Here is a 12,431-nt window from a genome sequence, read left to right on the forward strand (position 1 = left end):
CAGCTTCTGTGAGTCTCAGTCTTCAGGAATAACGACCAGACGGCCGGCAGAGCGGGTCACGGTGACGCGCACGCCATACACCACTTGCAGGTGCTCTGGGGTCAGCACCTCGTCGGGCCGGCCGGCAGCCAGCACCTGTCCCAGATGCAGCAGCACCAGCCGGTCGGCGCGGGCAGCGAGGTTCAGATCGTGCAGCACCGCGACGACCCCCAGTCCGCCCGCGACTTCACAGCGAACATAGCGGATCACGTCCAGGGCATAAGCCAGGTCCAGGTGGTTGGTGGGTTCATCGAGCAGCAGATACCGGGGATGGGCCGCCAGCGCACGCGCCAGACTGACCCGCTGGCGTTCCCCACCGGAGAGCTCGGACACCTTGCGGTGCTCAAAGCGGCGGGTGTCGGTGCGGTTCAGAGCACCCAGTACGGCCTCCTCGTCCTTCTCCGTCCAGGGGCGGGTGGGAACCAGGCCCCATTTCCAGCTGCCGGTTCCGCGCCCCAGGGCCACCACATCACGCACGCGGGCGCTTTCAGGAATGGCCTCCCCCTGCGCCAGATAGGCCAGGGCCGCTGACCGCTCGGCACGGGTCCAGTGACGCAGCGGCTGGCCATCCAGCCGCACCTCTCCGGAATCGGGAGTGCTGAGGCCTAGCAGGGCCCGCAGCAGGGTACTTTTGCCCGCACCATTAGGCCCGATGACAGCCGTGAATTGCCCAGGCTTGAAGTCTGCGCTGACCCCCCGCACCGCCGGGAAGCTGCCGGCGCGCACATGCAGGTTCACTGCCTGCAGCAGGTGGCTGCTAGTCATGCTGGCCCCGGCGCAGCAGGTACAGGAAAAACGGCCCGCCCAGCAGCGTGGTCACGATGCCGACCTGCGACAGGATGCTGGTGCGGGCCAGCAGATCGGCCAGCACCAGCAGCACCGCGCCCATCAGGGCCGAGACCGGCAGCAGGACACGGTGCCCCGCGCCCCAGGCCAGCCGGACCACGTGCGGCACGATCAGGCCCACGAAGCCGATGATCCCGACATACGCCACCGCTCCGGCGGTGGCCACGCTGGCCGCGACCACCACCAGCAGACGCAGCCGCTCGACCGGCACGCCCAGGCTGCGGGCCGTCAGGTCACCAAGCTGCAGGGTGTCCAGCGCTCTGGACAGCAGCAGCAGCACGCCGCAGCCCACCGCAGCGTAGGGCAGCACGGTCGCCACGTCGCGCCAGCCGCTGAAGCCCAGGTCCCCCAGGGTGTAGGCCAGCACCTGCCGGGCACGGTCCTCGCCGCGCAGGATCAGGAAGGTGGTGGTGGCGCTCAGCACGCTGCCCACCACCACGCCGGCCAGAATCAGCCGGGTAGGGGGAAAGCGCCGGCCCTCGCGCGCCAGAGTCAGCGTGACACTGACCGCCAGCAGAGCCAGGGCCAGGGCCACCAGCGGAATGGTCGTGCGCGGCCAGCCCGCCACGATGGCAATGGTGGCGCCCAGGGCAGAGCCGCTGGCCACCCCCAGCAGATAAGGGTCGGCCAGCGGGTTGCGGAACACGCCCTGGAACGCCCCCCCGCACACCGAAAGCGCGGCGCCCACTACCACGGCCATGACCACCCGCGGCAGGCGGATCTGCCACACGATCACGTCGTTGCCCTGCAACTCCTGCCCACTCAGCCCACGCCACAGCGCGCCCAGCACCTCCACCGGAGGAATAGAGACGCTGCCCAGTGCAGTGCCGAGCACCACCGCCAGCAGCAGCGCCACCACCAGCGCCAGGGTGCGCGGCAGCAGGCGCAGCCGCGACGAGGACTGAATTGCCGCGGCCCTCACCGGCTTACTTGACGAGTTGCGGGTGAATGATGCGGGCCAGTCCACGCAGGGCCTCGGCCAGTCGGGGTCCGGGACGGCCCAGCATGGTGTTCAGGGCAGCCGGAATCTCCACGACCCGCCCGGTCCTGACTGCAGCGATGCTGTTCCAGCCCGGACGCTTGCCCAGGTCCTTCAGGCCAGTCCCCAGGATCAGCTGCGGGTTTTGCTTCACGATAAATTCCGGGTCCACCTTGGGAAAGTCGCCCATGCTGGCCGGAATGATGTTGCGCGCGCCAGCCTTGGTCAGCAGCACGCCCATAAACGAGTTGGGACCCACACTGTAGGGGGTGGGGTCAATTTCCAGGTAGGTGGTGGGCTTGCGCACGGCATTCTTCGTCAGGATCTCTACCCGGGCGATATCACGCCTCATCTGCGTGACCAGCGCCTTGGCTGCCGCCTCTCGGTTGACGATCCGGCCCAGGGTCAGGGTCTTGCTGAACACTTCCTCGTAGGTTTCGGGGTTCACAGCAACCACTGTGATTCCGGCCTGGGTCAGCGGACCTTCCAGCTTGCCGTACTTGCTGACCACCACCAGGTCCGGCTTGAGCGCCACGATGGCCTCAATGTTCGGGTCGTACAGGCCGCCCACCTTGGGCAGTCGGGTGACCTGCTGCGGGTAGTCGCTGAAGGTGTCCACGCCTACCAGGCGGTTGCACACCCCAAGCGCGCACAGCGTTTCGGTGGTGCTGGGCAGCACGCTCACGATGCGCATGGGCTCGGCCCCGATGGTGACCTTGCGGTTCAGGTCGTCAGTCAGGGTCAGGGGGTACCGGGTGGCGGCCGCCTGGGACGACAGGGCGAGGCCACTCAGGGTCAGGATCAGCACTTTATTCATGGGGGTCCTCCAGAAGGGAAGGCCGCCCGCAGAAAAAACCGCCCCGGATCGGGGGCGGAACTTATGGACGCGTCCGGGCCGCGCATGAAGCGGCGGGGGCGGTCCCTCCTTCCGCGGGAGGTTAAGCCACGTGCCCGCCGGGAGACCCACACAGGCCACACCCGAAAGACACGAACGACGCCGGTGTTCGGACTCTGCGCCAGCCCGAAGTGGCCAGCGTTTACCGTTGCGCGACAGTGCAGGAATGGACCCGCTGGGTCTTCACCCGCTTCCCCGGGCATCCGTCACCCCCGAGTATACCCCTTGCCTGCAATTCTCAGACCGGACGGGCCAACTCCGCGAGCACGGTGCCCAGTTCCCGCGTGACGGCCTTGATGCCGCCCTTGGGCGAAATGGGCGACCCGAAGCGGATCACCCAGCGTTTGCCGCTCCGGCTGATTCCAGCGGGCAGGATCGGGGCGCGGCCCTTGGCGGCAATCAGGGCGACGCCGCCGTGCAGTTCGCCGCCACTGCCGCCGCGTGTGCCTTCCGGAAAAATGCCCACTGTGCCGTTGGCCGCCAGGATGCGCAGCGCGGTGCGGATGGCCTGCACGTCGTTGCTGCTGCGGTCCACTGGGAAGCTGCCCCCGGCGCGGATAATGGCCCCGATAACCGGCAGAAACAGTTCCTGCTTGGCCATGAACTGCACGAACCGTCCTGGCGGCAGCGCACGCGCGACCAGAAAGGGGTCCAGCGCCGAACGGTGGTTGGAGGCGATGACCAGGGGTGTACCGGGGGGCGGCACATGCTCGGTGCCGTGCACTTCCAGATGCATGCCGCTGAGCAGCACCGGCAGATTCATAACCCCCACGACCAGCCGGTAAACGGCAGGATTGATAGGAGGTGGCCCTTCGGTGCGCGGTGGGGTCCCTGGCACGGCGGGAACAGGGCTGCCGGGACGGTCGGCGTCACTCATGCGGTCAGAATACGCGCCCGATCAGGAAGACATGCGGCAGACCACTCTGCTTCGTACTTTTTCAGTACAGGTCATCGTCAGCTTCATCCTCGTCCGCTTCCGGGTCTTCCGCTGAGCCCGAATGGTCCCGGACCTCGGCCCACTCGCCAGCCAGCACCGCCCGGACGGCCTCGATGCGGTCACGGCATACCGCGTAGGCCTCCCGGGCTTCCTCCAGCAGCGGCAGCACGCGGTCCAGGTCCGCCTCGCCGGTCTCCAGTTCTGCCGCGATCCGGGACAGGGTCGCGTACGCCTCGCGGTAGGGCCCTTTCATGGCAGTCATGCTAGAGCGTTAGGCTGGGCCGTGTCTGCCCTGCCGCTCACCCCTGAGGAAACGCCGCCCACCCGGCACTTCGACCTGACAGCCCTGAAGGCCGCCGACCGCTACAAGCTGCTGATCTCCACGGTGGTGCCGCGCCCGATTGCCTGGGTAGGCACGCTGGGAGCCGACGGACACGTGAATCTGGCGCCCTATTCCTTTTTCGGTCTGATGGGATCAGACCCGCCGGTGGTGGCCTTTGCGCCCGGAGACCGCCCCGAGGGAGGACCCAAGGACACCGCGCGCAACATCGGCGCCGGCGGTGAATTCACGGTTAACCTCGTCAGCGCCGCCCAGGCCGGGCTGATGAACGCCACGGCCACGGATTTTCCGCCCGGCATGGACGAGACCCGGGCGCTGGGCATACAGCTCGAAAGCGGCGTGCAGGTGCGGGTTCCCAGGGTTCGGGGCGCACCTGCCGCCCTGGAATGCCGTGAGGTCCAGACGGTGCTGATCGGCCGCACCCGCATCATCCTGGGAGAGGTGCTGGGGCTGACGCTGCGGTCGGACGCTGTGCAGGACGCCGCGCGCTTTTATGTGGATACGGCGGCGCTGGACTTGGTGGGCCGCATGGGCGGACGCGGCACCTACGCCCACACCCGCGACACGTTCCAGATCGACCGGGTCTCCTACGCGGCGTGGCAGGCCGCGCAGGAAGGGATGCCGGAAGACTGAAGCAGACAGGGCGGCCCGTCGCTGCCCCTTATGCGGGCATGGGGGCCAGCCCTTCACTTCCGCACAGCAGAGCGGTGCCCTGCACCTGCTGCGAACTTCAGCGGCGCGTCGAGCCCGATCCACAGGAACTCGCTGACGTCCCTGACCTCGCGTCCCCTCCCACCCGTGGCCGGGAAATTGTTGTCGTTGGCCACCAGGATGGTCCGGGCGTCCAGCACCAGCAGGTTCTCGATGGTCACGTAGGGAAAGGAGAACACGCCGCCGGTGGTGCTTGGGGCCAGCTTCTGGGGGTCGCGGAGGTTCATCAGGTCCGCGATCAGGGTCTTTTTGAAGGTGCCGTCCGGGTTCTTCTCGCGCAGGTTGAACAGATAGACCCGCTTGTGTTTCGCCGCCTCGCCGCTGGCATTGTCCCGCTCCAGCACCAGATATTCGTGGTCGTTGACGGGTGCGAGGTCGCCGATGGCCTCCCCGGCCGGTTCCAGCGCATAGCGGCCGGCCAGGGTCCACTGGCGGCGGCCCAGGTCAAAGCGCATCAGCCGCAGCTGACCGGGCAGGTCCCCCGCGACGGTCTTTTCCAGCAGAGCGTACAGGCCCTGTCCATCGGGGCTGAGGTTCAGGCCCTCGAAGCCGCCGCTGCCGGGCAGGTTCGCGGCGCCGCTGCTCACACCCTGCGCATAGGCATGATGCTGGGGGCTGCGGACCTCGGGGACCGTGTACTGACCCACCACCCGGGCACCAGTGGCGGGAAAGTCGGTAAAAAAGCCGTCTACGCCAGCACGCAGCGCCTGACGCATCTCGGCCTCCGGGTCATTCTGATAGTCCGGCAGCAGGTAGGTCGGCTCGTTGCGGAAGGTCCAGGGGTGCACCAGCAGCCCGGCATCGTGCGCCCGCGACACGAAGTCGGTGGTGCGCCCCTGGTCATCGATGATCCAGCGCTTATACGGGCCGACTCCTGCCGCGTACCCTGCGATCTCCTTCAGGGCCACGTCGGAGGTCAGGGCGCCGTAGGTGCGTTTGTCGCCTGCGGCTGTCCAGTCGTAGGGAGCCTCGTCGGGGCTACTGATCAGCTGCACCAGCGGCAGGTTTACCCCGGCAGCCGGCATGATCCGGGTCCTGAGCTCCTTCAGGTTGCCCACCTCGAACGACTGGATAAATACCCGCGCCGGGTCGGTGAAGTTCTCCTTTTTGAGGGTATCGATCAGCAGCTGGCTGATGTTCATTCCGGCAGCCTGGGTGACGAAGGTGGGGTGCTTGGTCTCGGGATAGAGGCCCACCTTGCGGCCGGTGCGCGCCTCGACGTCGCGGACCAGCGCGATGATCTCCGCCAGCGTGGGAATCTCGAAGCGGCCGTCATAGGCCCGGCCCCGCAGCTGCGGCAGGCGCTCCACGGCGCGCAGCGTCTTGAGTTCAGCCAGGGTGAAATCCTCGGCCCAGTAGCCGTACACGTCCTTGCCGTCGAGCTTCTTGACGCGCGCCCGGTCCTTGAATTCAGGCCGCGTGGCGACGTCGGCGGTGGCCTCCGTCACCCTGCCGTCTGCCGACAGCACCGCGATCACCGGTTCGTGGCGGGCGACCAGCACGCCGTCTCTGGTGACCACCAGGTCCGGCTCGATAAAGTCTGCGCCGGCCTCAATGGCGATCCGGTAGGCTTCCAGGGTGTGCTCGGGGCGGGTGCCGGAGCTGCCCCGGTGGGCGACCACCACGGGACTTTGCCCGCGCAGGGTGGGCAGGCCGGCAAGATTGGGGGTGCCGATGGGCGCTTCAAGCAGCCGGCCATCCGCCGAGAAGTGCAGCAGGTAGGGCCCGAACTCGTCGCCCACCCACAGGGTCCCGTCCGGCGCAATGGCAAAGCCCTCCACGTCGAAGTCGGCGCCGGTCAGCCGCCGCTCGGGGCTGGCCTCGTTCACGATCTGCCACGGCACCTTGCGGTCGGGATCGCGCAGTTCGATAAAGCTGCCCACGCTGACCTGTCCGGCCCGCCTGGCAGTGGTGGCTGGTGTCAGGGCCACACGGTGCAGCCGCAACAGATAGTCGGCCGAATTGTTCCGGGCGCCGAAGCCGTTGTCACTCAGGAACAGGAAGCCCTGACCCGAGGGGTCCCGCTGCACACCAGAAAAGCCCTGCACCGGCTGCGACGGAAAGCGGGCTTCCCCGCGCAGCCCGGCGTTCCAGGCGCCACTGGCCGGTCCGGCCGCGAAGGTGTCGGCTTTCAGTTCGGCATATCCCACCAGGGTCGCCGCCTGCGCGGAGCTCAGGGCCAGGGCCAGCAGGGCCGTTAGACGCACACATGTGAGTTTCATCCTCCCGACTCTGGGCGGGGGACGTCAGGCGCATGTGCGGCCCAGGTCAGCGGCAGGTCAGGAGTAGCCGCACTGGCGCCTTAGCAGATTTCCCGGAAGCCTGAGAGAGGCAGCCCCGGGAAAACCCCTGGCCTGCTGCGTCCTGCGCCCACTCGTTCAGCTGTTCAGGTACGCCAGCATCAGAGCAGCGGTGGCTTTCAGCGAGTCCGTGTGCATACGCTCATAGGCGTGGCTGGCGTCCACCCCGGGGCCGATCAGCGCCACCGGGTAGTCTCCCCCGGCCCGCCACGCGGCGGTGCCGTCGCTGGCGTAGAAGGTGTAGATATCGGTGCGCAAGTCAATACTGGCGTCGCGGGCGACCTTGCGCAGGCGGTTGCTCAGGCCGTGGTCATAGGGGCCGCCGCCGTCCGCCACACACAGGGTCACGTGGTGTTCGCTGCCGGTCTGGCCGTCGCCGATGACAGCCATGTCCACCGCGATCAGCTCGTCGGTGTGGGCCGGAATGCCGGTGGCCGCACCATGACCGACCTCCTCATAGGTGGTCACGTGGAAGGCCACAGTGCACAGAGCCGGCTGGGCCAGCAGTGCGCGGGTCACCCCCAGGAACAGCGCCACGGCCGCCTTGTTGTCCAGGTGGCGGCTTTTCAAGTAGCCGGCCGGAGTCAGCACCGCACGCGGGTCGAAGCTCACGTAGTCCCCGATGCCCACACCCAGCGCCAGGGTGTCGTGGGCACTGAAGACCTGCTCGTCGAGACGCACTTCCATTACGGCCTGCTCGCGCTTGAGCTCACGCAGGGCCGGGCCGTGCACGTGGGTGCTCTGCTTGGTGTTGACCACCGTGCCGGTCACCACCCGCCCGCTCTGGGTGTGCACCTGCACGTACTCACCCTCGATGGTGGTCCAGTCGAAACCGCCCAGCATCCACAGGCCCAGGCGGCCATTGGCCTTGATGCCGCGGACCATCGCCCCCAGCGTGTCCACGTGGCCGCTGAAACTGACATGCCGCGCGTCAGGCTGTGTCCCAGGCAACTCCCAGGTCAGCGCCCCCTTCTTGGTCCGGGTGGCGGTCACCCCCAGCTGGCGCAGCTCGTCTTCGATCAGCCGAACGGCACCTTCGGTGAAGCCTGTGGGGCTGGGGGTACTGAGCAACCGCAGCAGGAACTCGGTGACATAGGGCAAGTCCAGCGGCGGCAACTCAGGCGACATAACAGCGATGATACGGGTTGTGCCCGCCAGCGCGGCCGCACTTTCAGGACGCGGCCACCGCCACCTCCGGCCATGCAAGGATGGCCCGTATGTCAGGCCGAACCATCGTCATTACCGGCGCCAGCGACGGCATCGGTGCGCAGGCAGCGCGCCAGCTGGTCCGCAGCGGGGAACACGTCGTGCTGGTTGGACGGTCGCCTCAAAAGACCCGGGTACTGGCTGCCGAGCTGAGGGCGCCCTACCATCTGGCGGATTTCACGCGGCTGGACGATGTTCGCGCCCTCGCTGCGTCTTTGGAGACCTACGGGCGCATCGACATCCTGATGAACAATGCCGGAGGCGTGATGGGACCACGCGAAACCACCCCCGACGGCCTTGAAAAGACGCTGCAGGTCAATCATCTGGCCCCATTTCTGCTGACGAACCTGCTGCTGGACCGGCGGAGCGCCGACCGCCGCGTGGTGCTCAACACCTCCAGCGCCGCGAACCGGCTGTTTTCCAGGCTGGACCTGACGGACCTGGAACTTACCCGGGGCTACAACCCCAACCGGGCCTACGGCAACGCCAAACTGGCCAACATCCTGTTTACCCGTGAATTGCACCGGCGCTATCACGCCCAGGGGCTCAGCACGGCGGCCTTTCACCCCGGCGCCGTGGCCACCAATTTCGCCAGTGAATCGTCCAGCCTGATGCGCCTGATCTACCGCACGCCGCTGCGCCGCCTCCTGCTGATCACGCCGGAGCAGGGCACCGACACGATGCTGTGGCTGGCCAATGGCACACCGGGGGTGGACTGGCAGTCGGGCCAGTATTACGACCGCCGCAAGGTCGGCGCGGTGCACCCCATCGCCGATAACCCTGTGCTGGCCCAGATGCTGTGGGACCAGAGTGCCCAGATGGTGGGGCTGTAAGCGGGACCCAACCCCAGCCATGCTCTTCTTCCCCTGGCCCCCCACCATCAGGCAAGATGAAGCATGAGCGACGTCATCCTGCACCCGCCTGAAGGCGGTGAAAGCTTTATGGCGGCTGGAACGCTGATCCTCATCAAACTTCGCAGCGAGGCGACAGGTGGAAGGTATTCGGTCACGGAGTACCACCTTCCACCGGACTTTTCGGGGCCGCCCCCTCATGTCCACTCCGTGTTTGAGCACGCCTGGCAGGTGCTGGAAGGATCCATTCAGGTCCAGGTCGGCGCAGTGGTTCAGCAGCTTCCAGCAGGAAGTTTTGTCTTCGTGCCTGCCCGAACGCCCCATACGTTCAGCAACCCCGGCTCACAGCCGGCCCGCCTGCTCGCTGTGGATTCTCCCGGGGGACTTGAGGAGTACTACACCGAACTCGCGCGGGCATTTCCTCCAGGCACGCCCCTTGACCGAAGCGTGGTGGCAGAGATTCAGAAGCGTTTCGACACCCACCCCGCGACATAACCCGGGCCGCCAGGCAACGACGGCCACATTCAAAGGAGGGCACCCGATGGCGCATGAACCTGACAGGGAAACCCAGCCGGCTCACAGCGAGCATGCCTCACCAGCACCCCGGATCGTCGGCCCGGCAGACGGCCATTTTGTCGATCTCGGTGCGCTTGGCGTCCGGTTCATGGTGTGGGGCCACGAGTCCGGCGGCGGCTTTTCGCTGGTCGAGCATCCGATTCCCCCGCGTACCCTGGCGGCCCCGCTGCACCGCCACTCCAACGAGGATGAGTACAGCTACGTGCTTGAGGGCCGCATGGGCGCACTTCTGGGCGATCAGGTGGTGTACGCGCAGCGCGGCGACCTGGTGTTCAAGCCCCGGCACCAGTGGCACACCTTCTGGAATGCCGGGGACGAGCCCTGCCGGGTTCTGGAGATCATCTCGCCCGGCGGATTCGAGCAGGCGTTTGCCGATATGGGCGCTGACCCAGACAGTTTCGTTGGTGACGGCGCGCCGGCCATGGACGTCCGGTACGGACTTGAGGTCGATTACGACAGTGTCGCCCGGATGTGCAGGGAATACGACCTGGTCTTCCCCATGGATCAGGAGGCGTAACAGGGCCCGGTCCGAAAGGCCGCTGTGCAGCGGAGGATCGGCTGCCTCTCCCGGCGAAGGTCACCAATCCTGCCCCGACTGGAATATGTCCTGAAAGCCGCAGCAGAACCCGGACGACACCCACGAACGCGCGCAGCACAGGAGCCTGACCAATGAACAGGACAACCAGCGCGCTACCCACAGAGCCCCCGACGAAGGCCGGAAACTCTGGGTGGCCGACGAACTGATGACTTTCAAGGCCACGGCCGAACAGACCGGTGGCCTCTATGCCCTGACAGATTCCGTGGTTCCACCCGGCGGTGGGTCACCTCCGCACATTCACCACCGCGAAGACGAGGCGTTCCGGGTGCTGGAAGGCAGGCTGGACATCCGGGTGGGCGAGCAGCGGTTTACCGTGGAGGTCGGATCGTTTGTCCATCTACCCAGGGACGTGATTCATTCCCACATCGATGTCGGGACTGAACCGGCCCGCTTCCTGACATGGATTGTGCCTGCGGGTCTGGAGCGGTTCTTTAAAGAGGTCGGGACCCCAGGAACAGACGTGTCTTCCCCTCCGCCATTTGACGAGGACGCCATAAATCGGCTCCTGGGGGTTGCCCCCGGGTACGGGATAGGAGTCCCGACAGTCCCGGACGATGACCTCTGACAGCCGCAGCACCTGCGTGAAAGTGGTCACAGGGCCCACTGGAAGGGAGCCCCAGGCCGCCGGTTCAGTCCTGGTGAGGAACTGGGACGACACATCGGGCAGAACGGAGCTGCCTTGTGTCTTCAGAGCCGTACACCCGGCCCGGCTCCTGGCGTCAACCGTGGTCCTGTGCAGCAAACCCGTTACCCTGCCGGCATGGATTACGCGAGTCATCTGGGCATGACGGTGCTCGAGGCTGGCCCCAACCTCACCCGCGTCAGACTGACGGTGGAAGCGCAGGGGCTCAACATGCACGGCACCGCGCACGGCGGGCTGATTTTCAGCCTCGCGGATGAGGCCTTTGCCGTGATCAGCAATGCCAGCGCCCAGGCGGTGGCCGTCGAGACCCACCTGAGCTTTTTTCGCGCCGCGAGGCTGGGCGATGAGCTGGTGGCGGTCGCTACGCCGGAACGGATAGGCCGCACCCTGGCGACCTACCGGGTGGAGGTGCGCCGGGGCGAGAAGGGTGAGGTGGTTGCCCTGTTCCTGGGCACGGTCTCCAGGCGGGAAAAGCCGGGAACGTGAAAATTGAGGGGAGGGCAGGCTTATGGCCTGCCCTCCCCTCTCGGCGCCGTTCAGTACCGGACAGTGTAAGACGCGGTATCGCTGGTCCAGTCCTGCTGAGGCACAGGCTGGGTGATCGGATTGACCACGATGCTCAGCGCCTGGGCAAAGCCGGGCGCCGTGGTGGGCTTGACCGTGGCGAAGCTCTGGCCCTGCTGGTAGGTGCTGAGTTCGCTTAGATTCAGTGGCCGGCGGCTGGCAATGACCAGCACGCGGTTCAGACCTTCAGGCCCCGCCACATCGAAGGTGAACTGGTCCCCTGACGCCGGGAAGGCGCGGGTCTGACCGGCACGCACGTAGTTACTGCCGCTGATCCGATTGGGCAGAATCTGGTCGGCGGTGCCGTCAGGGTTGATGTTGAACAGGTACACGTAGGCGTTCTCGTCGACGGTGGTGTACAGCGTGATCCGGTCTCCCACATAGTAGACCGGCGTACGTGCGCCGCTGGGATCACGATTGACCCACACGCGCGCCTGCAGGGTGGTCTGCACCGGGTTGACAATGATGCTCTGGGCGCTGAGCTTGGGAGCAGCCAGAGCGGAAGTGACAAGGGTGCCGAGCACAGAAGCGGTGAGGGCGAGCAGCAAAACGGGCTTCTTCATGACTTCCTCCAGCGACGCGCCGAAAACAGGCGTGTGCACTAGCTATACGGTAGGCTCCGGCACCTGACGTGCGGTGAAGGCTGGCTGACGGAAGGTGAGGAAGTTCGCTTTTGGACTCATGAGAGGCTGGCGGCTTACGCCATTCTCGGCGGGACCAGAGGCCATCGTCATGCTCTGCCGCTGCTTCTTTGAATGGTCGTTCAGACGCCCTGCCTTGCACATGGCACCAGAAAGCAGAAGCGGCCTTCCCGGAAAGGAAGGCCACCGTCTGGCAGGGATACCAGGATTCGAACCTAGACGAACAGATCCAAAATCTGTTGTGCTGCCATTACACTATATCCCCGTAAAATGGCGCTGGCGCGGGTCCTGCGGCGCGAGCTTCA

14 protein-coding genes and 1 tRNA gene are annotated in these 12,431 nt (G+C 66.4%); 6 read left to right on the top strand and 9 right to left on the bottom strand.

The window, feature by feature from the left end; translation table 11 throughout:
* Positions 1–15: 15 nt before the first annotated feature.
* The 5 genes from IEY49_RS11760 to xseB all read right to left on the bottom strand — a co-directional run bounded on the left by IEY49_RS11760 (position 16) and on the right by xseB (position 3,958).
* Positions 16–804 carry an ABC transporter ATP-binding protein gene (locus IEY49_RS11760; RefSeq protein ID WP_189008694.1) on the bottom strand — a complete coding sequence of 263 codons (789 nt, stop codon included), beginning with the start codon at positions 802–804 and terminating at the stop codon, positions 16–18.
* Positions 797–1,807, bottom strand: coding sequence for a FecCD family ABC transporter permease (locus IEY49_RS11765; protein WP_189008697.1), 1,011 nt, complete (start codon positions 1,805–1,807; stop codon positions 797–799). The genes IEY49_RS11760 and IEY49_RS11765 overlap by 8 nt, the downstream gene beginning before the upstream one ends.
* Before the next feature lie 4 nt (positions 1,808–1,811).
* Positions 1,812–2,681 (bottom strand): ABC transporter substrate-binding protein, encoded by an 870-nt coding sequence (locus IEY49_RS11770; protein WP_189008700.1) that lies wholly within the window; start codon positions 2,679–2,681, stop codon positions 1,812–1,814.
* Positions 2,682–2,997: 316 nt separating this feature from the next.
* Positions 2,998–3,636 carry a lysophospholipid acyltransferase family protein gene (locus IEY49_RS11775; RefSeq protein ID WP_189008702.1) on the bottom strand — a complete coding sequence of 213 codons (639 nt, stop codon included), beginning with the start codon at positions 3,634–3,636 and terminating at the stop codon, positions 2,998–3,000.
* Positions 3,637–3,697: 61 nt separating this feature from the next.
* The gene (gene xseB / locus IEY49_RS11780; protein ID WP_189008705.1) at positions 3,698–3,958 is read right to left on the bottom strand and encodes an exodeoxyribonuclease VII small subunit; all 261 of its coding nucleotides are present in this window, start codon (positions 3,956–3,958) and stop codon (positions 3,698–3,700) included.
* 21 nt (positions 3,959–3,979) lie between these two features.
* Here xseB and IEY49_RS11785 point away from each other — a divergent pair, with 21 nt between their 5' ends.
* Positions 3,980–4,669: a flavin reductase family protein gene (locus IEY49_RS11785; RefSeq protein WP_189008708.1), complete on the top strand. Its 690-nt coding sequence runs from the start codon at positions 3,980–3,982 to the stop codon at positions 4,667–4,669.
* Positions 4,670–4,722: 53 nt separating this feature from the next.
* Here IEY49_RS11785 and IEY49_RS11790 read toward each other — a convergent pair whose 3' ends face one another.
* Together IEY49_RS11790 and IEY49_RS11795 are read right to left on the bottom strand one after the other, a co-directional pair.
* Positions 4,723–6,969, bottom strand: coding sequence for an esterase-like activity of phytase family protein (locus tag IEY49_RS11790; RefSeq protein WP_189008711.1), 2,247 nt, complete (start codon positions 6,967–6,969; stop codon positions 4,723–4,725).
* Positions 6,970–7,125: 156 nt separating this feature from the next.
* On the bottom strand, positions 7,126–8,175 hold the full coding sequence (locus IEY49_RS11795) for a M42 family metallopeptidase (RefSeq protein WP_189008714.1): 1,050 nt from the start codon (positions 8,173–8,175) through the stop codon (positions 7,126–7,128).
* An 89-nt stretch (positions 8,176–8,264) separates the two neighbouring features.
* Between IEY49_RS11795 and IEY49_RS11800 the strand changes: the two genes are divergently transcribed.
* The 5 genes from IEY49_RS11800 (at position 8,265) to paaI (ending at position 11,407) form a co-directional block, all read left to right on the top strand.
* Positions 8,265–9,086 (top strand): SDR family NAD(P)-dependent oxidoreductase, encoded by an 822-nt coding sequence (locus IEY49_RS11800; protein WP_189008717.1) that lies wholly within the window; start codon positions 8,265–8,267, stop codon positions 9,084–9,086.
* Positions 9,087–9,149: 63 nt separating this feature from the next.
* Positions 9,150–9,599, top strand: a complete 450-nt coding sequence (locus IEY49_RS11805) for a cupin domain-containing protein (protein WP_189008721.1) — start codon at positions 9,150–9,152, stop codon at positions 9,597–9,599.
* 46 nt (positions 9,600–9,645) lie between these two features.
* Positions 9,646–10,197, top strand: coding sequence for a cupin domain-containing protein (locus IEY49_RS11810; RefSeq protein WP_229780761.1), 552 nt, complete (start codon positions 9,646–9,648; stop codon positions 10,195–10,197).
* Between the two features lie 211 nt (positions 10,198–10,408).
* Entirely contained in the window at positions 10,409–10,843 is a 435-nt protein-coding gene (locus IEY49_RS11815; protein ID WP_189008724.1) for a cupin domain-containing protein, read from the top strand.
* A 195-nt stretch (positions 10,844–11,038) separates the two neighbouring features.
* On the top strand, positions 11,039–11,407 hold the full coding sequence (gene paaI / locus IEY49_RS11820) for a hydroxyphenylacetyl-CoA thioesterase PaaI (protein ID WP_189008727.1): 369 nt from the start codon (positions 11,039–11,041) through the stop codon (positions 11,405–11,407).
* 50 nt (positions 11,408–11,457) lie between these two features.
* On the opposite strand, the gene IEY49_RS11825 is transcribed toward paaI, so the two are convergent.
* Both IEY49_RS11825 and IEY49_RS11830 read right to left on the bottom strand, forming a co-directional pair.
* Positions 11,458–12,048: a DUF4384 domain-containing protein gene (locus tag IEY49_RS11825; RefSeq protein ID WP_189008730.1), complete on the bottom strand. Its 591-nt coding sequence runs from the start codon at positions 12,046–12,048 to the stop codon at positions 11,458–11,460.
* 269 nt (positions 12,049–12,317) lie between these two features.
* Positions 12,318–12,391 (bottom strand) — tRNA-Gln (locus IEY49_RS11830).
* Positions 12,392–12,431: the final 40 nt, after the last annotated feature.

The sequence above is a fragment of the Deinococcus malanensis genome (genome assembly GCF_014647655.1).
In the GTDB taxonomy this organism is placed as follows: domain Bacteria; phylum Deinococcota; class Deinococci; order Deinococcales; family Deinococcaceae; genus Deinococcus; species Deinococcus malanensis.